Origin of the sequence: Streptomyces cyaneofuscatus (genome assembly GCF_033109485.1) — a bacterium.
GTDB classification, from domain to species: Bacteria; Actinomycetota; Actinomycetes; order Streptomycetales; family Streptomycetaceae; genus Streptomyces; species Streptomyces cyaneofuscatus.
Genome location: NZ_CP137002.1, coordinates 519,718 through 539,864, shown reverse-complemented (window position 1 = coordinate 539,864; position 20,147 = coordinate 519,718). Strand labels below are relative to the sequence as shown.

At 72.2% G+C, this 20,147-nt stretch carries 20 protein-coding genes; 9 read left to right on the top strand and 11 right to left on the bottom strand.

All coding sequences use genetic code 11. From position 1 onward, the window contains the following. Positions 1-15: 15 nt before the first annotated feature. Positions 16-267, bottom strand: coding sequence for an MbtH family protein (locus R2B67_RS02220; protein ID WP_018513055.1), 252 nt, complete (start codon positions 265-267; stop codon positions 16-18). 215 nt (positions 268-482) lie between these two features. On the opposite strand from R2B67_RS02220, the gene R2B67_RS02215 reads away from it, so the two are divergent. Continuing rightward, complete coding sequence (locus tag R2B67_RS02215) at positions 483-971, top strand: phosphatase domain-containing protein (RefSeq protein ID WP_317816115.1); 489 nt, start codon at positions 483-485, stop codon at positions 969-971. On the opposite strand, the gene R2B67_RS02210 is transcribed toward R2B67_RS02215, so the two are convergent. After that, positions 972-1,187, bottom strand: a complete 216-nt coding sequence (locus R2B67_RS02210; RefSeq protein WP_018513053.1) for a dodecin — start codon at positions 1,185-1,187, stop codon at positions 972-974. A gap of 203 nt (positions 1,188-1,390) precedes the next feature. On the opposite strand from R2B67_RS02210, the gene R2B67_RS02205 reads away from it, so the two are divergent. From R2B67_RS02205 to R2B67_RS02195, 3 genes are all read left to right on the top strand, one after another. Continuing rightward, the gene (locus tag R2B67_RS02205) at positions 1,391-2,644 is read left to right on the top strand and encodes an extracellular solute-binding protein (RefSeq protein ID WP_317816113.1); all 1,254 of its coding nucleotides are present in this window, start codon (positions 1,391-1,393) and stop codon (positions 2,642-2,644) included. A gap of 179 nt (positions 2,645-2,823) precedes the next feature. Then, positions 2,824-3,633 (top strand): GNAT family N-acetyltransferase, encoded by an 810-nt coding sequence (locus tag R2B67_RS02200; RefSeq protein WP_317816112.1) that lies wholly within the window; start codon positions 2,824-2,826, stop codon positions 3,631-3,633. A 68-nt stretch (positions 3,634-3,701) separates the two neighbouring features. Then, complete coding sequence (locus tag R2B67_RS02195; RefSeq protein ID WP_317816111.1) at positions 3,702-4,625, top strand: lysophospholipid acyltransferase family protein; 924 nt, start codon at positions 3,702-3,704, stop codon at positions 4,623-4,625. On the opposite strand, the gene egtD is transcribed toward R2B67_RS02195, so the two are convergent. From egtD to R2B67_RS02170, 5 genes are all read right to left on the bottom strand, one after another. Then, positions 4,568-5,530 carry an L-histidine N(alpha)-methyltransferase gene (egtD, locus tag R2B67_RS02190; protein WP_317816110.1) on the bottom strand — a complete coding sequence of 321 codons (963 nt, stop codon included), beginning with the start codon at positions 5,528-5,530 and terminating at the stop codon, positions 4,568-4,570. The two genes, R2B67_RS02195 and egtD, sit on opposite strands and share 58 nt — an antisense overlap. Further along, on the bottom strand, positions 5,527-6,282 hold the full coding sequence (gene egtC, locus R2B67_RS02185; RefSeq protein ID WP_317816109.1) for an ergothioneine biosynthesis protein EgtC: 756 nt from the start codon (positions 6,280-6,282) through the stop codon (positions 5,527-5,529). Before egtC ends, egtD begins: the two co-directional genes overlap by 4 nt. Beyond that, positions 6,282-7,649, bottom strand: a complete 1,368-nt coding sequence (gene egtB / locus R2B67_RS02180) for an ergothioneine biosynthesis protein EgtB (protein WP_317816107.1) — start codon at positions 7,647-7,649, stop codon at positions 6,282-6,284. Before egtB ends, egtC begins: the two co-directional genes overlap by 1 nt. Beyond that, a complete protein-coding gene (gene egtA / locus R2B67_RS02175) occupies positions 7,646-8,992 on the bottom strand; it encodes an ergothioneine biosynthesis glutamate--cysteine ligase EgtA (protein WP_317816106.1) in 1,347 nt (448 codons plus the stop codon). Before egtA ends, egtB begins: the two co-directional genes overlap by 4 nt. A 207-nt stretch (positions 8,993-9,199) precedes the next feature. Next, the gene (locus tag R2B67_RS02170; protein WP_317816105.1) at positions 9,200-9,667 is read right to left on the bottom strand and encodes a type II toxin-antitoxin system PemK/MazF family toxin; all 468 of its coding nucleotides are present in this window, start codon (positions 9,665-9,667) and stop codon (positions 9,200-9,202) included. A 119-nt stretch (positions 9,668-9,786) separates the two neighbouring features. On the opposite strand from R2B67_RS02170, the gene R2B67_RS02165 reads away from it, so the two are divergent. Beyond that, on the top strand, positions 9,787-10,809 hold the full coding sequence (locus tag R2B67_RS02165; RefSeq protein WP_317816104.1) for a LacI family DNA-binding transcriptional regulator: 1,023 nt from the start codon (positions 9,787-9,789) through the stop codon (positions 10,807-10,809). Between the two features lie 54 nt (positions 10,810-10,863). After that, positions 10,864-11,130: a hypothetical protein gene (locus tag R2B67_RS02160; protein ID WP_076968732.1), complete on the top strand. Its 267-nt coding sequence runs from the start codon at positions 10,864-10,866 to the stop codon at positions 11,128-11,130. Positions 11,131-11,245: 115 nt separating this feature from the next. Here the strand turns inward: R2B67_RS02160 and trxA are convergent, their stop codons facing one another. Then, a complete protein-coding gene (gene trxA, locus R2B67_RS02155; protein WP_073876374.1) occupies positions 11,246-11,644 on the bottom strand; it encodes a thioredoxin in 399 nt (132 codons plus the stop codon). Positions 11,645-11,760: 116 nt separating this feature from the next. On the opposite strand from trxA, the gene R2B67_RS02150 reads away from it, so the two are divergent. After that, positions 11,761-13,200, top strand: coding sequence for a dihydrolipoyl dehydrogenase family protein (locus R2B67_RS02150; protein ID WP_317816102.1), 1,440 nt, complete (start codon positions 11,761-11,763; stop codon positions 13,198-13,200). Between the two features lie 102 nt (positions 13,201-13,302). Here R2B67_RS02150 and R2B67_RS02145 read toward each other — a convergent pair whose 3' ends face one another. After that, positions 13,303-14,586, bottom strand: a complete 1,284-nt coding sequence (locus tag R2B67_RS02145) for a glutaminase (RefSeq protein ID WP_317816101.1) — start codon at positions 14,584-14,586, stop codon at positions 13,303-13,305. Between the two features lie 290 nt (positions 14,587-14,876). On the opposite strand from R2B67_RS02145, the gene glgA reads away from it, so the two are divergent. Continuing rightward, positions 14,877-16,040 carry a glycogen synthase gene (gene glgA, locus R2B67_RS02140; protein WP_317816100.1) on the top strand — a complete coding sequence of 388 codons (1,164 nt, stop codon included), beginning with the start codon at positions 14,877-14,879 and terminating at the stop codon, positions 16,038-16,040. A 37-nt stretch (positions 16,041-16,077) separates the two neighbouring features. Continuing rightward, positions 16,078-17,295 (top strand): glucose-1-phosphate adenylyltransferase, encoded by a 1,218-nt coding sequence (gene glgC / locus R2B67_RS02135; protein ID WP_317816099.1) that lies wholly within the window; start codon positions 16,078-16,080, stop codon positions 17,293-17,295. A 64-nt stretch (positions 17,296-17,359) separates the two neighbouring features. On the opposite strand, the gene R2B67_RS02130 is transcribed toward glgC, so the two are convergent. Further along, entirely contained in the window at positions 17,360-18,382 is a 1,023-nt protein-coding gene (locus tag R2B67_RS02130; RefSeq protein WP_317816098.1) for a hemolysin family protein, read from the bottom strand. Then, positions 18,379-19,680: a hemolysin family protein gene (locus R2B67_RS02125; protein ID WP_317816097.1), complete on the bottom strand. Its 1,302-nt coding sequence runs from the start codon at positions 19,678-19,680 to the stop codon at positions 18,379-18,381. Before R2B67_RS02125 ends, R2B67_RS02130 begins: the two co-directional genes overlap by 4 nt. Between the last annotated feature and the right edge of the window lie 467 nt (positions 19,681-20,147).

Genomic DNA, 20,147 nt, shown 5'->3' with positions numbered 1-20,147 from the left:
GTGTCGGTAGGCGGATCAGACCGGGAGGCTCTGGCATCCGGCCCTACCGGTGGCCGCCTCGGCGGCCTCGCTCTCCATCCGGTGGCGCAGACTGGCGGGGCGCATGTCCGTCCACACCCGCCCGATGTGGTCGAGGCACTCCTCCTTGCTGCCCTGGGTTCCCTCGGCCCGCCAGCCCGCGGGCAGCTCGCGCTCGGCCTGCCAGATCGAATACTGCTCCTCGTCGTTGAGTACGACGCGGTAGACGCTCTCGGTGTGGTCGGACATCGCCGTCTCTCCTCGGTCGGTGGTCGCGCCGCGGTCGATACCGGCGCCAGAGTGAGAGTGCCTTCTGACCTCGGCCGTCCGTAGAGACAAACGGGCAGCGGTGACGGCGGCAGCCGCCCGCCGGTCCTTCCCGGCGGGGCCGGGCGTCAGCTGTCGGGGGCAGGGCCGGAGTGCTTCGGTACGCGGTCGGCGCCGAGCTTTCCTAAGCTGGCCGGATGAACGAAGACGCCCGGCCGCTGGCCGTGTTCGACCTCGACGGCACGCTCGCCGACACGGCCCACCGGCAGCACTTCCTGGAAGGGCCGAAGCGCGACTGGAACGGCTTCTTCGCCGCCGCCCCGGACGATCCGCCGCTGGCCGAAGGGGTGGCCCTCGTGCTCGCGAGCGCCGAGGAGTGCGAGGTCGTCTATCTGACCGGGCGGCCCGAGCGCTGCCGCCGGGCCACCGTGGACTGGCTGAGCCGTCAGGGACTGCCCGGCGGACAGCTGTTCATGCGGCGCAACGACGACCGGCGCCCGGCCCGCCGGACGAAGCTGGACATCCTCCGGCGGCTGGGCCGGTCGCGTGAGGTGCGCATGCTCGTCGACGACGACGAGCTGGTCTGCGATGCGGCCGAAGTGGCCGGATTCCCGGTGGTCCGGGCCCGCTGGTTCGACCCGTCACAGGCGCTGAAGGATGGACAGGAGCGGGACGGGCGTACCTGATCAGGCGTTTTCGTCGAGCCGGAAGCCCACCTTCAGGCCGACTTGGTAGTGCGCGATTCGGCCATCCTCGATATGACCGCGCACTTGGTTAATCTCGAACCAGTCGAGATTGTGCAACGTTTCCGCGGCTCTTGCGACGCCGTTCCGGATCGCCGCGTCGATGCCCTCCTCGGAGGTTCCTACGATTTCGGTGACCCGATAGGTGTGGTTGGACATGTTTTGTCTCCTCTCTGCTGACCACGGTGCCTCAAAGCCGGGTGTCGCGCGAGAGGGCGAGTGGGGCGAATGGGGACGAGCACACGCCTTGACCTACTGATTGGTCCATACCAAAATTCAGCCAAACACCCGTGCGAGCGCCGCCCGCAATCCCCCCACACCGGGTCCTGATTTCGTCGTGCCGTTTCGCAGAAGGTGACCACGTGAAGAACCGCATACTCGTCGGAGCCGTCGCGCTCGTTTCGTCCGTCACGCTCAGCGGATGTGGCTACTTCTCCGGCTCGGGTGGCGGAGACCGCACGGTGACGGTCTGGCTGATGAAGGACAGCGTCTCGCAGGGATTCCTGGAGAAGTTCACCAGCACGTACGAGAAGGAGAATCCCTCCGTCACGCTGGAGTTCAAGATCCAGGAGTGGGGCGGCATCGGCCCCAAGGTCCTGGACGCCCTGGAGAGCGACGACGCCCCCGATGTGATCGAGGTCGGAAACACCCAGGTCGCGCAGTACGCGGAGAGCGGCGGCCTGCGTGACCTCACCCTCGAATCGATGCGTGACCTGGGCAGCGAGGACTGGCTGCCCGGCCTCGCCCAGCCCGGCCAGATCAGCGGTGTGCAGTACGGCATCCCCTGGTACGCGGCCAACCGCGTGGTGATCTACAACAAGGACATCTTCAAGGCCGCCGGCGTGGACGACCTCCCCAAGACGCGCGCCGAGTGGATCTCGGACACCGAGAAGCTCAACACCCAGGGCAAGCAGGGTATTTATCTGGCCGGTCAGAACTGGTACGTGCTGGCCGGATTCATCTGGGACGAGGGCGGCGAACTCGCCGAGGGCGGCGGCGGTGACTGGCGGGGCACCCTGGACACCCCCCAGGCGCTCGCCGGAATGAACTTCTACAAGGAACTCCAGGCGCTCGGCGAGGGGCCGGCGGACTCCGACGAGGAGAAGCCGCCGCAGAACGACGTATTCGCCAAGGGAGACGTCGCCCAGATCATCTCGCTCCCCGGCAGCGCCGCGCTCATCGAGCAGAAGAATCCCGAACTCAAGGGAAAGCTCGGCTACTTCCCCATTCCCGGCAAGACCGCCAAGGCCCCCGGCTCCGTCTTCACCGGCGGCTCGGACCTCATCGTCCCGAAGAAGGCCGACCAGCGCAGCGCCGGTATCGCCGTCGTCAAGGCGCTGGCGAGCGAGAAGTGGCAGACCGAACTCGCCCGCACCATGAGCTACGTTCCCAACAAGCCCAAGCTCGCCCACGTCGTCGAAGGCGAGGAGGGCACCGCCGCGATGGCCGAGGGCGCGAGCCAGGGCCGCGCCACGCCCAACTCCTCGCAGTGGGCCAAGGTCGAGGCGGAGAACCCGATCAAGCCGTACATGACGGCGGTGCTCACGGGCGCCGACCCGGCCCTGGCGGCGAAGAAGGCGTCGGAGCGCATCACGGCCATGCTCGCCGGCAGCTGACCGGGCCGCCGGTACCCCTGGACGGCCGGACGGCGTCCCTGGGGATTCAGCCGTCGCACATCCCCGCGCTCCACGGCGGACACGTCGAATCCAGCCGGTGACGGAAGAAGTAGGGGGCCGGGCCTTCGCACCCCGAGGGCCCGGCAGCCGTCCCTGCTGATCCGTCCCCGGAGACTGCCATGACCGTGCTGCCCACCGCCCCGCCCGCACCGTTCCCCACCCGGCCCGCCCCCGCCGCTCCCCGTCTCCCCGAACCCGCCTACCGGGTCTCCCTCGCCACCGGCCAGGAGGACGTACGCGCCGCCCAGCGCCTGCGCCACCAGGTGTTCGCCGGTGAGCTGGGAGCCAGGCTGGAGGGGCCCGAACCGGGCATCGACAGCGACGCGTTCGACGCGTACTGCGACCACCTGCTGGTCCGCGAGACCGCCACGGACGAGGTCGTCGCCACCTACCGCCTGCTGCCGCCCGACCGCGCCCGGATAGCCGGACGGCTCTACGCGGAGAGCGAGTTCGACCTCACCCGCCTCGCGCCCATCCGCGACGACCTCGTCGAGGTCGGCCGCTCCTGCGTCCACCCCGCCCACCGCGACGGCGCCGTCATCGCCCTCGTCTGGGCCGGGCTCGCCCGCTACATGGAGCGTTCCGGCCACACCTGGCTGGCGGGCTGCTGCTCCCTGCCGCTGGCCGACGGCGGCACGCTCGCCGCCCGCAGCTGGAACACCGTACGCACCGCCCACCTGGCGCCCGAGGAGTTCTGGGTCTCCCCGCACCGCCTCTGGGACGCCTCCGCGCACCCGGAGGCCGGACCCGGCTCCCGGGCGGACCTGCCGCCCCTGCTCCGCGGCTATCTGCGGCTCGGCGCCTGGGTCTGCGGAGCCCCGGCGTACGACCCCGAGTTCAACGTGGCGGACCTGTACGTCCTGCTCTCGCTGCGCCGCACCGACCCGCGCTACCTGCGCCGCTTCCTCTCGCTCGCCCCGCAGACGTGAGCGCCGCCCGTACGCCCGGTGTCAGCGCCGCCCGTCCCGCAGACGTGAGCACCGCCCGTCCCGCACGCGTGAGCGCCTCCCGTCCCACCGCCACGAGCGCCTGGCTGCCCGTCGCCCCCTGCACCCCGCACGCCTGCGCCCGGCACACCGGCCCGGTCCGGGCGCCGCTCCCCGCCGTCCTGCGGCTGCTGACCGGCTGCGCGTGGACGCTGCTGGGGGTGGCCTGCGCCCTGCCGGTCCGGCTGCTTCCCAAGGCTCCGCGGGCGTGGCTGGTACGGCGCTGGGCCCGGGGTGTGCCGCGTGCCTTCGGCGTACGGGTGACGGTCCGGGTGCATCCGTACGCCTACGGCCCCGGCGGCGAGCTCGTCGTCGCCAACCACGTCTCCTGGCTGGACATCCCCCTGGTCGCCTCCGTGCTACCCGGCCGGATGCTCGCCAAGAGCGAGGTCGGGCGCTGGCCGCTGCTCGGCCGGCTCGCCGGGCTCGGCTCCACGCTCTTCATCGACCGGGACCGGCTGCGCGCGCTGCCGGGGGCCGTGGACACCGTCGCCGGAGCCCTGCGTTCGGGCTCCCGCGTCGTGGCGTTCCCCGAGGGCAGCACCTGGTGCGGGCGGGGGAGCGGCGGGGTGTTCCGGCCGGCCGTGTTCCAGGCGGCGATCGACGCGGAGGTCTCCGTACGACCGGTCCGCATCACCTACCGCGCCCCGGGCGCCGTGGCGTTCGTGGGGGACGATCCGCTCGCCGCTTCCCTGTGGAGGGTGGTGCGGGCGGCGGGGCTCACCGCCGAGGTCGACGTCCTCGCCCCCATCCCGGCAGGCGATCACGCGGGAACCGTGGGGAGCCGTGAGCCGGGCCGCCGGGCACTGGCCCGTACGGCGAGAGCCGCCGTCGCCGGAACGGACCGGACGACGACGGCTCCCGAGACAGCCGTCGCTCAGACCGCGGTGGCCAGCGACAGGGCGAACCGCCCCGCAGCGTCCGTCCACCACTGAGCGAGCTGGAGCCCGGCCGCGGCCAGCTCCTCGCGCACATCCTCCTGGCGGAACTTCGACGACACCTCCGTACGCAGCTCCTCACCGGCCTCGAACGGCACCACCAGGTCCAGCTCCCGGATCTTCACGGTCAGCGCCCGGCGGGCGCGCAGCCGCATCTCGATCCAGCGCTGCTCCGGGTTCCACACCGCGACATGCTCGAAGTCGTCGAGCGGGAAGTCGGCGCCCAGCTCCCGGTTGACGACGTTCAGCACGTTCTTGTTGAAGGCCGCCGTCACGCCCGACGCGTCGTCGTAGGCCGCGACCAGCGTCTCCTCGTCCTTGACCAGGTCCGTGCCGAGCAGCAGCGCGTCGCCGGGGGTCAGGAGCGAGCGCACCGAGTGCAGGAAGCCGGCCCGCTCCTCGGGGAGCAGATTGCCGATCGTGCCGCCGAGGAAGGCGACGAGCCGGGGCCCGGGCGTGCCGGGCAGCGCGAGTCCGCCGGTGAAGTCGGCGATCAGGGCGTGCACGGAGAGCGCGGGGTGCTCGGCGAGCAGCGATTCGGCGGCCCCGGTGAGCGCGCTCTCGCTCACGTCCACCGGTACGTAACTCTCCAGCCCGTCCAGGGCCTCCAGCAGATGACGGGTCTTCTCCGAGGAGCCCGAGCCCAGCTCGATCACGGTCCGGGCGCCCGAGACCGCGGCGATCTCCCCGGCGCGCTCCTCCAGGATCTCCCGCTCGGCGCGGGTCGGGTAGTACTCGGGCAGCCGGGTGATGTCCTCGAACAGCTCGCTGCCGCGCGCGTCGTAGAACCACTTGGGCGGCAGCGTCTTGGGGTGCCGGGTCAGCCCGCTCAGGACATCGGCGCGCAGCGCCGCGTCCGTCGCGTCCTCCGGCAGGGTGCGGGTCAGCAGGAAAGGGCTCACGCGGCGGGCTCCTTGAGCGGTGTGGGGGTGACGTCTGCGGAGGTCGCGACCAGCAGGGTGCGGTCGGGGACCTCGCGCCAGCGGGGATCGTCGTCGTACGGCTCCGAGGCCACGGCGGTCGAGCGGCCCGGGTCGTGGAGGTACCAGAGGGTGTCGCCCCAGGCGGTGGCCACGATGGCGGTGCCGTCCGTGACCAGCAGATTGAGCCGGGACCCGGGTGCCGCCTCCGCGACCTCCCGTACGGTCTCCGCGACCGCCCTCGGCAGGTCGTCCCCGGCGGCGACGCGGTGCAGGACCAGCGCCCAGAGAAGCGCGGAGTCGTTGCGGGCGGCCAGCGAGAGCAGCTCCTCGGCGGGCAGCGCGGCGGCCGGGCCCGCCAGGGAGGCCGGCCAGCCCGGCACCGCGCCGTTGTGGCTGAAGAGCAGCCGCCCGGCGGCGTACGGAGCGGCCGCGGCCTCCCCGTCCGCACCCGCCTCGGTGGCGTCCCGTACGGCGGCGAGCAGCGCGGTCGACCGCACCACCCGGGCGAGGTCCACGAACGTCTGGTCGTGCCAGATCGGCCCCTGGCGCCGGTAGCGGCCGGGCACCGGGTCGCCGTCCGCGTACCAGCCGACGCCGAAACCGTCCGCGTTGACCGTCCCGTACCGCTGGCGGCGCGGCTCCCAGGACTGGCGCACCAAAGAGTGCGGCGGCTCGGCCAGCACGGTCCCGAGGGCCACCGGGTCGCCCACATAGGCGATATGACGGCACATCAGGCGTCCCTCGCGGTGCGGAACCCGGAGAAGATCTGCCGCCGCACCGGCAGGTCCCAGTTGCGGAAGGTGCCCCGGCAGGCGACCTGGTCCACGGCGAACGAGCCGCCGCGTAGCACCTTGTGGCCCGGTCCGAAGAACACGTCCGAGTACTCCCGGTAGGGGAAGGCGACGAAGCCCGGGTAGGGCAGGAAGTCGCTGGAGGTCCACTCCCACACATCGCCGATCAGCTGCCCCGCGCCGGACGGCGCCCGGCCCGCCGGATACGCACCGGCCCGCGCCGGGCGCAGATGGCGCTGGCCCAGATTGGCCTGCTCGGGGGTCGGGTCCGTGTCGCCCCAGGGGTAGCGCAGCGAACGCCCGGTGGCGGGATCGTGCCGGGCGGCCTTCTCCCACTCGGCCTCGGTGGGCAGCCGCCGGCCGGCCCAGCGGGCGTACGCGTCCGCCTCGTACCAGCTGACGTGCAGCACCGGCTCGTCGTCCGGCACCGGCTCGGTCACCCCGAACCGGCGGCGCAGCCACTGCCCGGCGTCCCGGTGCCAGAACAGCGGGGCGGCCAGGTCGTGTTCACGGACCATGTCCCAGCCCTCGGGCGCCCACCAGCGGGGGTCGGTGTAGCCGCCGTCCTCGATGAACCGCCGGTACGCACCGCAGGTGACGGGCGCGGTGTCCAGGTGGAAGGCGGCCACCTCACGCCGGTGCGCGGGCCGTTCGTTGTCCAGGGCCCACGGCTCGGCGGAGGTGCCCATGGTGAACGGGCCGCCGGGGACGAGGACTTCGGCGGGCAGCGTGGCGGCGTCCGTGGGTGCGGGCGGCGCGGGAGCGGTCAGCGCGACCGGGCCCGTGCGCAGCTGATGGGTGATCAGCATCGTCTCGTCGTGCTGCTGTTCGTGCTGGGCGATCATCCCGAAGGCGAACCCGGCCCGCTCCAGCGGACGGCCCCCTTCGTGCAGCGGGGCGCCCTCCAGGATGTCCAGGGCCCTGCCCCGTACATCGGAGGCGTACGTCCGTGCCTCGGCGGGTGCCAGCAGCGGCAGCGAGGGCCGGGCCGCGCGGGGGTGCTCGAAGGCGTCGTACAGCCCGTCTATCTCGGGGCGCAGCGCCTCACGCCCGCCGACCGCGCGGAGCAGCCACTGCTCCTCCTGGTTGCCGATATGGGCCAGGTCCCAGACGAGCGGGGACATCAAGGGGGAGTGCTGGGCCGTGAGTTCACCGTCGTCGACGCTGTCGGTGAGGGTGACGGTGCGCGCCCGGGCGGTCAGCAGCGCGTCGAGGGCGCGCTGCCGGAGCACCTCGGGGTCATGGCCGCCGGAGCCCGTCGGGAAGCCGTCCGCGGTGGAGACGGAGGGGGTGCGGTCGTCGGTCATGCTGAGGCCACCCTTCCGGTGTGCGGGTCGTCCGTGGAGCCGATGAGGCCCGTCGGCCGGACCGGATCGGTGAGAACGCCTGAATCGAGCAGATCGTCGGCCGGACATCGGCCCCGGGCCGCATACCGGTCGTTGAAGGCCGCCACGGTGTCCCGTACCGCCTTGTCGGCGCCCATCCGGTCGAGCGCGGTGAGCGCCGTGTCGAAGCAGACCGTGGCCGCCGCCCGCAGCTCCGGATCGGCGAGGCCCTCGCGGGCGGCCGTCGTCCAGAGCGGGTTGCGCGGCGCGGGAGCGGATCCCGCCGACTCGGCCAGGGGCTTCACGGTGCGGTACACGGTCTCGGCGGCCTCCGGGTCGTCGTACAGGGCGGTGGCGACGGCGAGCGGCACCAGCCACCCGTCCGCGCCGCTCTGCGCGTCGATCATGCGCAGTTCGAGGTGCCCGCGCGGCCGGACCGGCGGGAACAGGGTGGTGATGTGGTAGTCGAGATCGGCCCGTACCGGCGGCCGGGGCGCGCCGGTACGGATCCACTCGCGGAAGGTGAGGCCCTCGGGCACGTCCCAGGGGCCCTCCTCGCGGCGGACGCACATCACGGTCGTGTCCAGCACATGCGCGGCCCACGCCTCACGCGGGGGAAGCCCGCTGCCCGGCGCCAGCGTCCGTACCGGGTCGAGATCGGCCCACAAGGCCTGCCGGGAGGACTTCCAGCCGGTCGGGCGGCCCTGCCGGAACGGCGAATTGGCGAACGCGGCCACCAGGACGGCACCGAGCAGATGGGTGAGCTGCCAGCGCCGCCGGTAGCCGAGCGGGCCCGGCTCCTCCTCGCCCGCGTCCAGGCAGACCTGCACGGAGGCGGAGGTGCACATCATCGCCCGCCCGGACGGGCCCGCCCGGTCGAGCGCCGCCTCCATCGCGTCGTACCGGGGCTCGCGCAGCCTGCGGTGCGGCGTCTGCCACGGGTCCACGCCGAGGCCGACCGGGGCGAGCCCGTCCCGGCCGAGCGAGGCGCGGACGGCGGCCAGGTCCGCCGCGGTCGTCCCGACGCACTCCATCAGGGAGCCGGCCGGCTGGGAGCTGAGCTCCAGCTGCCCGCCCGGCTCGAACGTCAGTGCGGCGCTCAGGGGCAGCTCCCGGAGGGCCGCGACGGCGCTGTCCAGCCGCTCCTGGGCCACTGGAACGGCGGGATTCTCCTGGTCATGGATGAGCCATTCGAGTTCCACCCCCACGATGCGAGGGGGACCCGTCTTGAAACATATGCCGCGCAGTAAATCCTGGGCCGCACCCTCGTCGAGGGTGGCGTGATCCGGGTGTGCGCCGGGGCCGCCAGGTGTGTCCGAGGACATGAGGCGCCTCCTTCTCAGTTGCGTACCTACCACCCAAACCCGTACCCAGGGATCGCACAAGGGTGCGCCTGAGCCACCGGAAATGCGGTCGCCACCGCACCGCTCCGGAACCAGCATGCGCCGTACACCCCGCACCGGCGAGCGGCGGCCGGCCCCGGAAGCACCGCTCCCGCAGCGGCCCGGCCGGACCGGAAGCACGGCTCCCGGTCAGTTCCAGCCGTACCGCTCCCGGAGCCGCCCGACGACGGAATCGAACCGGTCCCGGTCCAGGGCACAGGCCTCGCGCCGCATCCCGTCCTCGTGGACCCGCAGCACCCGGTCCAGATCCACCCAGGACTGCCGGCCGGAGCTGTCCCAGGGGCCGGCCCCCAGCGCCACCCACTCGTGGTCCATGTCGTGCTGCTTGCTGGAGAGCTGGACGGCGAGCAGCGTGCCCGCCGCCTCCCGGGCGACGACGAGGACCGGCCGGTCCTTGCCCCGCCCGTCCATCTCCTCGAACGGCACCCAGGTCCAGACGATCTCGCCCGGATCGGGGTCGCCGTCGCGGTCGGGGGCGTACGAGGTGCGGACCGGGCCCACCTCGCGCGGATCGGCCTGGACGGTGGCGGTCGGACCGGTGCTGCCGGGCGGTACGGGCTGGCTGTCGGTGCGCTGTGCGCTGTGGTGGAACGTCATCGCAACACCGTAGGACCTGCACGGCCCCGTCCCGGGAGCGGGTCCGCCGAACGGGGGCCGCGGCGAGGCGCCCCCGGGGCGCGGCCCGGCCCGCCGGATCTGGAAGACTGCCGCACGCCATGAGCCAGTTACCCAAGCAGCCCGCCGAAGTCTCCGTACCGACCAGCGCCGATGTCGCGCGCCTCGCCGGAGTCTCCCGGGCCACCGTGTCGTACGTACTGAACAACAACGCCACCGTCCGGATCAGCGAACCCACCCGGCACCGCGTCAGGGAGGCCGCCACCCAACTCGGTTACGTCCCGCACGCGGCCGCCCGCAGCCTGCGCGCCGGACACAGCCGCCTGGTCCTGCTGCCCTCCGGGCATATACCGGCGGGCCCGCTCCACCAGCACTTCTTCCAGGAACTCCAGGCCGGACTGCGCCGTCTGGACTACACCGTCGTCCAGTACGGCAGCGCCGGCCTCGCCGACGACGAGGCGGTGCGGGCCTGGGCCGAACTGCGGCCCGTCGCCGTCGTCGTACCGCCCGGCATCACCCTCACCCCGCACGGCACGGAGATCCTCACCCGCTCCGGCGCCAAGGCGGTGATCACTCTGGGGCCGGAGCCGGTCGAGGGCGCGCACGGGCTGGTCATGGACCAGCGCCAGGTCGGGGCCAGCGCGGTCGGACACCTGCTGGCGCGCGGCCGTCGCCGTATCGGGGTGGTGATGCCCCGGGAGGCGGGCCTCACCCCGTTCTCCGAACCCCGCCTCGCCGGGGCCCGGCGGACGGCGGAACCGGCCGGGGCCCACATCAGCCCCCTCCCGCTCCACTACGAGGAGGAGTCCGCGGCGGAGCTGGCGCACCGCTGGCGGGAGCTGGGCCTCGACGCCGTGTTCGCGTACAACGACGAGTACGCCATGCTGCTGATGCGGGCCCTCCAGGACGCGGGCGTCGCGATACCCGGCGACACGGCGGTCGTCGGAGCGGACGACCTGCTGCTCGGCAGACTGCTGCGGCCCCGCCTCTCCACCGTCCGCATGGAGCTCGCCATGCCGGACCCGCTGGCCGAGACGATCGACCGCCTCGTCCACCACCCAGGCACCGCCCCCGTCCACCACGACCTGCTGCGCACCAGCGCGGTGCACCGGGAGTCCAGCTGACCGCCCCGGCGCGACGACATGCGCGGAGTACGGGGGATGTCTAGCGTCGGGGCCATGAGTCATCCGCAGAATTACGAGCTCCTCCTGATCCCCGACCACAGCAGGACGCGGACCGGAGCCCCCGGACGGCCGATCCGCTCGGCGATCGTCGCCGCCACCGGCGAGACGGGGGCCTCGGGCTACCCCCGGTACACGGGCCAGGGCATGGAGGCGGACATCGACCCGGAGACCCGCACGGTGGAGGCGGTGCTGATCGACGGCGAGGAACTGGACCCGGGCATGTCGGTGCAGGTCGCCGACGGAGACGGCCCGGGGCGCTGACCGGCGGGGAGGGGTCCCGGGCACGGCTGAAGGACCCCGACCGCAGACCACCGCTTCGTCCCTCAGCGGTGGCGGATCAGGGCCCTTCGGGCCGCGCCGTGCGCCGGTACGGCAGCTACTGGGGCTCCGGCTGTCCCTGCCCGGCCTCCGCCGCCCGCTTCTGCTCCTCGACGGACTTGCGGACCTCGTCCATGTCCAGGTTCCGGGCCTGGCCGATGACGTCCTCCAGGGCCGCCTCGGGCAGGGCGCCGGGCTGCGAGAAGACCGCGACGTTGTCCCGGACGATCATCAGCGTCGGGATGGACCGGATCTCGAAGGCCGCCGCCAGCTCCTGCTGCGCTTCCGTGTCGACCTTCGCGAAGACGAGGTCGGGGTGGCGCTCGGACGCCGAGTCGTAGACCGGCGCGAACTGTCGGCAGGGGCCGCACCAGGAAGCCCAGAAGTCGATCAGCACGAAGCCGTTGTCGCTGACGACCTGATCGAAGTTTTCCTTGGTGAGCTCTACGGTGCTCATACTCCAGATACCTCTTCCTGTGCCCGTTCGGACGTGTCCGGCACAACGGTGACTGCACGTGCGCTATTCCGCCTGCCCGTGTGGCCCGGGCGCACACTCCCGAGGACACTGTTTCCATGACTGATGCAGTAGAGGTTTCCCCGTACGACGTGGTGGTCATCGGCGCAGGTCCGGTGGGGGAGAACGTGGCCGACCGGGCCCGCGCGGCCGGGCTCAGCACGGCCGTGGTGGAGTCGGAGCTGATCGGCGGCGAGTGCTCGTACTGGGCCTGCATGCCGAGCAAGGCCCTGCTGCGCCCCGTGGTCGCCCGGGCGGACGCCCGCCGCGTCCCGGGCCTGAGTACCGCCGTTCAGGGCCCCCTCGACGTCCAGGCCGTCCTCGCCCACCGCGACGACAAGACGAGCAACTGGAAGGACGACGGACAGGTCGACTGGCTGGAGAGCGTCGGAGCGGACATCTACCGCGGTACGGGACGCCTCACCGGCCCCCGCGAGGTCACTGTCACCGCCCCCGACGGCACCGGGCACCGGCTCACCGCCCGGCACGCCGTCGCCGTCTGCACCGGCACCCGGGCGGTCGTCCCCGACCTCCCCGGCATCACCGAGGCCCGCCCCTGGACCAGCCGCGAGGCCACCAGCGCCAAGAAGGTGCCCGGCCGGCTCGTGGTGGTCGGCGGGGGAGTGGTCGGCGTGGAGATGGCGACCGTCTGGCAGGCGCTGGGCGCCGAGGTGACACTGCTGATCCGCGGCGGGGGCCTGCTCCCGAAGATGGAGCCCTTCGCGGGCGAGCTGGTGGCCGAGGCGCTGGAGGAGGCCGGGGCCACCATCCGTACGGGTGTCTCCGTCACCGCCGTCGAGCGCCCCGCACCGGACGGCCCGGTCACGGTCGTCCTGGATGACGGCGGCCGGATCGAGGCCGACGAGATCCTCTTCGCCACCGGCCGGGCACCGCGCACGGACGACCTGGGCCTGGAGACGATCGGCCTGAAGCCCGGCTCCTGGCTCACGGTGGACGACAGCTGCCGCGTCGAGGGCACGGACTGGCTGTACGGCGTCGGGGACGTCAACCACCGCGCCCTCCTCACCCACCAGGGCAAGTACCAGGCCCGCATCGCAGGCGCCGCGATCGCCGCCCGCGCCCAGCAGGACTCGCCCCTGGACACGTCCCCCTGGGGCCCGCACACGGCCACCGCCGACCACGCGGCCGTCCCCCAGGTCGTCTTCACCGACCCCGAGGCGGCCTCCGTCGGCCTCACCCTCGCCGAGGCCGAACGCGCGGGCCACCGCGTCCGCGCGGTCGACTACGACCTCGCGTCGGTCGCCGGCTCCGGCCTGTACGCCGACGGCTACCGGGGCCGAGCCCGGATGATCGTGGACCTGGACCGCGAGATCCTGCTCGGCGTGACCTTCGTCGGCCCCGGCATCGGCGAACTCCTGCACTCCGCCACGGTGGCGGTCGCGGGGGAGGTCCCCATCGACCGGCTGTGGCACGCGGTGCCGGCGTACCCGACGATCAGCGAGGTGTGGCTGCGGCTGCTGGAGACGTACCGGGGGTAGGGACCGCCGCGCCCTCGGACCGGGCGTCGGGTCGCCGCCCGTCTCCGGTCGTCGCCCACCCCGCGTGGAACCGCACTGCGGTCCGCACCGGGAGGGCGGTGCTCATGCGGTGGGGAGCACTGCTTGACGTACCTCGCGGATGACGGTGACCCGGCCGCCGTCGCCGGGTTCGGGGTCGGGAATCACCGCTTCCGGGTCGACGAGGTAGACCTGCCGACCGTCCAGCGTCAGCCGGCGCGCGATCTCCAGCACCATGCGCCGTGCCACGTCGTCGATCGCGTGGACCCGGGTGAGGTCGATGGCCACCCGGGTCTCCTGCGGATCGGTGTCCAGGACCTCCCGCACCACACGCTCGGCGCCCGCGAAGCCGATGCCGCCCTGGAGTTCCAGAACGCGGAGTGCGTCCGGTCCGCTGCCGAGGACGTGACTGGACCGCACGACCGCCCGCCCTGCGGACGGGACCTCCATCACGTGCAGGCCCATGTCGGAGGAGAAGCGCTCGAAGAGGGACACCCCGCGGACGCTGTTCCCGTGGCTGTCCAGGCGGGGTGAGAAGGTGGCGATCCCGATACGTCCGGGAAGCGCGCCGATCAGGCCTCCGGCCACCCCGCTCTTCGCGGGGATGCCGACCTGGGTCGTCCAGTCACCCGCGGCGTCGTACATGCCACAGCTGAACATGACGCTCAGGACCTGGCGCACCACCCCTTCCGGCACCACCTGTTCACCCGAGAGCGGGTTCACGCCGCGGTTGGCCAGGGTCGCCGCCATCATGGCCAGATCCCGGGCCGTGACGAGGACCGAGCACTGCCGGGTGTAGCCGTCGACGACCGCCCCCGCGTCCTCGGTCAGGATGTCGTGGCTGCGCAGCATGTGCGCGATGGCGAGGTTTCGGTGCGCGTGCTCCATCTCCGACGCGCACACCTTCTCGTCCATCTCCAAGCGGCGGCCGGCGAAGGCCGATAGGCCGTCGAGCACGCGCCGCACCCGCTCGGCGGGGCCCGATCCCGCCTCCGCGACCAGGGAGTGAACGGTGATCGCACCAGCGTTGATCATGGGGTTGAGCGGGCGTCCGGTGCCGCTCTCCAGGGAGATCTCGTTGAACGCTTCCCCCGAAGGCTCGACGCCCACCTTGGCGAGCACCGTGCCGAAGCCGCGGTCGGCCAGCGCCAGGGCGTACGCGAACGGCTTCGAGATCGACTGGATCGTGAACGGGACGTCGATGTCACCCGCGCCGTGCACCTGCCCGTCGACGGTGGCGAAGGCCGCGCCCAGCCGCTCGGGATCAGCCGCCGCCAGTTCAGGGATGTAGGAGGCCGGTTCCCCGGAGGCGTCCGGCTCCACCTGCCCCAGCACCTCGGCCAGATAGTCGGGAATGATGGGCCGCATTCTTCACCTCTCCGATCGCACCACCGATGTACGGCGCGGGGCGCGTCCTGACTGTGGGCCGCGTCCTGCCGCCGGGGCGCCTTCGCGGCGCCGTCGGTCGCGTGGCCAGGCTACCCACCGGGCGGGCGCGGACCGGCCGGTGGTGGATCGCGGATCACCGCGGGCGCGTCCCGGCAGAACTGGACGACGCGAGGCGGCGCACGACGGGTGTGCGCGCACCCGGGTTCCCGCAGAGGCATGTGAGCGGCCATCAGGGGAAGAGAATCATCCATGACACGAGGGGGTCAGACGTGAAGGTGGGACTGCTGAGTCGTGAGTACCCGCCGGACGTCTACGGCGGCGCCGGTGTCCATGTCGAGTTCCTGGCCAGGGAGTTACGCGCGCTCACCGATCTGCAGGTCCACACCTGGGGTGAAGGCGCTTCGGACGGGCTGGTACGGCACCGGCCGGGCCGGGAGCTCGACGGCGCCAACGACGCGCTGCGCGCCTTCTCGGTGGACCTGTCCATCGCCGCCGCGCTCGAAGGCCGCGACCTCGTCCACTCGCACACCTGGTACGCCAACCTCGCGGGCCACCTCGCCGGACTGCTCTACGGCATCCCTCACGTGGTGACCGCCCATTCGCTGGAGCCCCTGCGGCCCTGGAAGTCCGAACAGCTCGGCGGCGGCTACGCGTTGTCCAGCTGGGCCGAGCGCACCGCCATGGAGTCCGCCGACGCGGTCATCGCCGTCTCGCACGGAATGCGGGCCGACATCCTCGGCTGCTATCCGCAGCTGGATCCCGACCGGGTCAGGGTCGTCCACAACGGCATCGACACCCGCCTGTACCGGCCCGTCCCCGGAGTCGACGTACTGCACCGCCTGGGTGTCGACCCGGACCGCCCCTTCGTCCTGTTCGTCGGCCGCATCACGCGCCAGAAGGGTGTCCCGCACCTGCTGCGCGCCGCCCACCGGCTCGACCCCTCCGCACAGCTGGTGCTCTGCGCGGGCGCGCCCGACACCCCGGAGATCGAGGCCGAGTTCCGCGAACTCGTCGGCGAACTGAGGCGCTCGCGCGACGGGGTCCACTGGATCCCGGACATGCTCCCGCGCCCCGACGTCATCCAACTCCTGAGCAGAGCAGCCGTGTTCGTCTGCCCTTCGATGTACGAGCCTTTGGGCATCGTCAATCTCGAAGCGATGGCCTGCGGCGCGGCCGTGGTCGCCTCCGCGGTCGGCGGCATCCCCGAGGTCGTCTCCGACGGCGGCACCGGACTGCTCGTACCGTACGAGGCCGCTGAACCGGCCCGGTTCGAGGCGGACCTCGCCGAGGCGATCGGCCAGGTGCTCGCCGACCGTCCGGCGGCCCGGCGGATGGGCGAGGCGGGCCGCGAACGTGCGGTGCGGGAGTTCGGCTGGGACATGGTCGCCCGGCGGACTGCCGAGGTGTACGAGGAGACCGTCAAAAGGGTGTAGCCGGGAACGGTCCGGTGTTTCGGAAGGGGGAGTGGCCATGCGCGCTGGACCTTCGGTGCTGGGGATCGTCCTTGCGGGAGGAGAGGGAAAACGGCTGATGCCGCTGACGGCCGACCGGGCGAAGCCCGCGGTGACCTTCGGCGGGACCTACCGGCTGGTCGACTTCGTCCTGTCGAACCTCGTCAACGCCGACATCACGAGGATCTGCGTCCTCACCCAGTACAAGTCGCACTCACTGGACCGCCATGTGACCACCACCTGGCGGATGTCCAGCCTGCTCGGCAACTACGTCACCCCGGTCCCCGCCCAGCAGCGTCTCGGCCCGCGCTGGTACCTCGGCAGCGCGGACGCCATCCTGCAGTCGCTCAACCTCGTCCACGACGAACAGCCGGACTACATAGCGGTGTTCGGAGCCGACCACGTCTACCGCATGGACGCACGCCAGATGCTGGAGCGGCACATCGAGAGCGGCGCCGGCGTCACCGTCGCCGGCATCAAGGTGCCCCGTGCGGAAGCGTCCGCCTTCGGCGTCATCACCCCGGCCTCCGACGGCTCACGCGTGGAACGCTTCCTGGAGAAGCCCTCCGACCCGCCCGGCCTGTCCGGCGACCCGACCAAGGTCTTCGCGTCGATGGGCAACTACCTCTTCTCCACGAAGGTTCTCGTGGACGCCCTCCACCAGGACGCCGAGGACGAGAACTCCGTCCACGACATGGGCGGATCCATCCTGCCCATGCTCACCGAGCGCGGGGCCGCGCATGTCTACGACTTCGACGACAACCAGGTACCGGGCGAGACCCAACGCGAACGTGGGTACTGGCGGGACGTGGGCTCTCTGGACAGCTACTACGAGGCCCACATGGACCTCATCTCCGAGCAGCCGCTCTTCAGTCTCTACAACGATCGCTGGCCCATGTACACCCATGCGGGCCACCAGGCCCCGGCCCGGTTCGTCTCCGGAGGCATCGCCGGCGAGTCGATCGTCAGCCCGGGCTGCGTGATCCGTGGCCAGGTCACCGGGTCCGTGCTCTCGCCCGGTGTGATCGTCGAGCAGGGCGCGGTGGTCCAGGGCTCCGTGCTGCACCACGGCGTGCGCGTCGGCAGGGGAGCGGTCGTGCGCAACGCGATCCTCGACAAGAACGTCGATGTCCCGCCCAGGGCGACGATAGGCGTCAACCCGGAACGGGACCGTGAGCTCTACACCGTTTCGCACAACGGCGTCATCGCCCTCGGCAAGGGGCAGGCGGTGTCGTAGCACGGCCGCGGTGTGTGTCCGGCCCGACGGTTGCCGGACACACACCGCGGCTGCGTACGGGCCTCTAGCGTGCCGCCGGGGGGTGGAGCAGCCGGGCCAGGAGGTCGTCGAGGCTGACCAGTCCGGAGAGCCCGCCCTGCTCGTCCCGTACGACGGCGATCGTCGCGCGGCGCTCGCGCAGCCGCTCCACCGCATGGGCGGCCGTCTCGTCCGGTGCCAGTTCCGGTACGGGCCGGGCCAGGTCGCGGGCCGACGCCCGCCGGCCGGCGGCGCGGGCCACCAGGGCGTCGCGGGCGTGGACGGATCCCAGGACCCGTTCCCCGTCCCGTACGAGCAGCCGGGTGCGGCCGGCGGCGGTGGCGACGGCCAGGATCCGGTCGAGGTCCACATCCGCCGGTACGGTCACGATCCGCTCGGCGGGGATCGCCAGTTCGGCCACCGGGGTCTGCGGCTCGGTCAGTGAGCGGGTCACCAGGCCGGAGTCGCCCTTGCTGATCAGGCCGAGCCGCTCGGACTCCTCGATGAGGTGGGTGAGCTGGTCGCGGTTGTGCACGGAGGTGAGCTCGTCGCGCGGGGTCACCCGGCAGAGCCGTACCAGCGCGTTGCTGACCGCGTTCAGCACCCGGATCAGCGGGCGTACCACCTTGACCATGGCCCGGAACGCCGGGCTCAGGAGCATCGCGGAGCGCTCCGGGTGGGCGATCGCCCAGGACTTGGGCGCCATCTCACCGACCACCATGTGCAGGAAGACGACGAGGGCCATCGCCAGGGCGAAGGCGATGCCGTAGCTCAGCCCGGCGGGCAGCCCGAGCCGTTCCAGCAGCGGGTCCAGCTCGTGCGAGATGGCCGGCTTGGAGACGGCGCCGAGGCCCAGGGTGCAGAGGGTGATGCCGAGCTGGGCGCCCGCGAGCATGAGGGACAGCTCGCGCATCCCGGCGAGAGCCGCCTTGGCGCCGCGCTGCCCGGCGAGGACCGCCTGTTCCATGCGGTGGCGCTTGGAGGCGACCAGGGCGAACTCGGCGGCGACGAAGAAACCGCTGCCGATCAGCAGCAGGAGGGTGACGAAGAGCGCCATGGGGAAGCTCATGCCTGCGGCTCCTGTTCGATACGGACGTACTCGGCCACGTGCCGGTCGAGGGTGCGGACCTCGATCCGGACACCGGAGACGGTGAGGCGGTCCCCGACGGTGGGGAAGCGGCCGAGCCGGTCGATGATCAGACCGGCGAGGGTGTCGTAGTCGCCCTCCTCCGGGAGCACGATGCCGGTGGCCTCCTCGATCTCGTCCAGGCGGCGTCCCGCGTCGACGACCCAGCCGGCGCCGTCGGCGACCGCGTGTTCGTCGACCGGGTCGGACTCGTCGGCGATCTCCCCGACCAGCTCCTCGGCGATGTCCTCGTACGTGACGATGCCCGCGACACCGCCGTGCTCGTCCAGCACGACGGCGAACTCGTCGTCCCGCTCCCGCATCTGCGCGACCGCCGCCGGGAGTTTCAGGATCTCGGGCAGCAGGAGCGGGCGGCGGGCCAGCTCCCCGGCGGTGGTGCGGCCGACATCGGCGGCGGGAAGCGCCATCAGCTCCCGTACGCCGAGCACTCCGGCGGGGTCGTCGGGGTGGTCGCCGAGCACGGGGTAGTTCGAGTGGCCGTGCCGGCCGATCAGCTCGACGGCCTCCAGGGCCCTGGCCTCGCGGCGTACGAAGGTGACGTCGGCACGCGGCACCATGACCTCGCCCAGCGTGCGCTCGGAGAACTCCAGCGCGTGGTCGACGAGTTCGACTGTGGCGGCGGGCAGTTCGCCCTGCTCGTGGGACTCGCCGATCAGATGGCCGAGCTCCTCCAGGGTGGCGCCGTGGTGGAGCTCCTCGACCGGTTCGATGCCGATCCGGCGCAGCAGCCGGTTGGCCGCGCTGTCGAAGACGTGGATGACCGGGCCGACGATCCGCAGGTAGATGAGGGTGGAGGTGGCCAGGGACTTCGCCAGCCGCTCGGGGACGGCGAGGGCGAGGTTCTTGGGCGCGAGCTCGCCCAGCACCATCTGGATGACGGTCGCCACGACGAACGAGAGCGTCACCGAGATCGCCGAGACCACTCCGCCGGGGAGGCCGGTGCCGTCGAGGGCCGGCTTCAGCAGCGCGGAGACGGACGGTTCGGCGAGGAAGCCGACGACCAGGCCGGTGACGGTGATGCCGAGCTGGGCGCCCGAGAGCATGAAGGAGAGCCGCTCCAGGACCTTCACGGCCTTGGCGGCCCGCTTGTCACCGGCCGCGGCCTCCCGGGAGAGCGTCAGGCGGTCGGCGGACACATAGGCGAACTCCTGGGCCACGAAGTAGCCCGTTCCGGCGGTCAGGACGAACACGGCGAGCAGGCCGAGCAGGGCGGCGGTCATCGTCCACCCGCCCGGTGCGGGGCGGGCTCATCACTCGATGGAGTCCGGGGACCGGACTCCGGAGGCCCCGAAGGGCCCGTACTGGCGTACAACGCGTAACTCCTCATCCGGCCGGGGGTTCCGGCCAACCATGGTGATCGGGGTGCGCCGCGGATCGGCGGAGGTGTGGTCGCCGGTGCCCCGGGTGAGGATCCGGTCCGCGCCGCGTCCGTCCTGATCTGCTGTGACTCCGTCCGGGCGAGATGTGAGCACCCGCGCATGATTCTCCATGCCGGGCGGGTGCGGCACGGCCGTACGCACCGCCGGAGCGTGCGCCTGACAGAACTTTACATTTCTGTAGACCGGCCGCTGGGTTGAGGCCCCCTCGTGGGACGGGGCGGCGGCTTTCGGACTCGTGTCCGATCTTCTGTGTGTGCGCTCCGGGGCCATCTCCCCTCTTCTATGCTCTACAAGCCTGTAGATGACGC

Bases quoted from the DNA above. Each gene is read 5' to 3' on its own strand.
- R2B67_RS02220 (WP_018513055.1), bottom strand. From the start codon at position 267: ATGTCCGACCACACCGAGAGCGTCTACCGCGTCGTACTCAACGACGAG.
- R2B67_RS02215 (WP_317816115.1), top strand. From the start codon at position 483: ATGAACGAAGACGCCCGGCCGCTGGCCGTGTTCGACCTCGACGGCACG.
- R2B67_RS02210 (WP_018513053.1), bottom strand. From the start codon at position 1,187: ATGTCCAACCACACCTATCGGGTCACCGAAATCGTAGGAACCTCCGAG.
- R2B67_RS02200 (WP_317816112.1), top strand. From the start codon at position 2,824: ATGACCGTGCTGCCCACCGCCCCGCCCGCACCGTTCCCCACCCGGCCC.
- egtC (WP_317816109.1), bottom strand. From the start codon at position 6,282: ATGTGCCGTCATATCGCCTATGTGGGCGACCCGGTGGCCCTCGGGACC.
- egtB (WP_317816107.1), bottom strand. From the start codon at position 7,649: ATGACCGACGACCGCACCCCCTCCGTCTCCACCGCGGACGGCTTCCCG.
- egtA (WP_317816106.1), bottom strand. From the start codon at position 8,992: ATGTCCTCGGACACACCTGGCGGCCCCGGCGCACACCCGGATCACGCC.
- R2B67_RS02170 (WP_317816105.1), bottom strand. From the start codon at position 9,667: ATGACGTTCCACCACAGCGCACAGCGCACCGACAGCCAGCCCGTACCG.
- R2B67_RS02165 (WP_317816104.1), top strand. From the start codon at position 9,787: ATGAGCCAGTTACCCAAGCAGCCCGCCGAAGTCTCCGTACCGACCAGC.
- R2B67_RS02160 (WP_076968732.1), top strand. From the start codon at position 10,864: ATGAGTCATCCGCAGAATTACGAGCTCCTCCTGATCCCCGACCACAGC.
- trxA (WP_073876374.1), bottom strand. From the start codon at position 11,644: ATGAGCACCGTAGAGCTCACCAAGGAAAACTTCGATCAGGTCGTCAGC.
- R2B67_RS02150 (WP_317816102.1), top strand. From the start codon at position 11,761: ATGACTGATGCAGTAGAGGTTTCCCCGTACGACGTGGTGGTCATCGGC.
- R2B67_RS02145 (WP_317816101.1), bottom strand. From the start codon at position 14,586: ATGCGGCCCATCATTCCCGACTATCTGGCCGAGGTGCTGGGGCAGGTG.
- glgC (WP_317816099.1), top strand. From the start codon at position 16,078: ATGCGCGCTGGACCTTCGGTGCTGGGGATCGTCCTTGCGGGAGGAGAG.
- R2B67_RS02130 (WP_317816098.1), bottom strand. From the start codon at position 18,382: ATGAGCTTCCCCATGGCGCTCTTCGTCACCCTCCTGCTGCTGATCGGC.
- R2B67_RS02125 (WP_317816097.1), bottom strand. From the start codon at position 19,680: ATGACCGCCGCCCTGCTCGGCCTGCTCGCCGTGTTCGTCCTGACCGCC.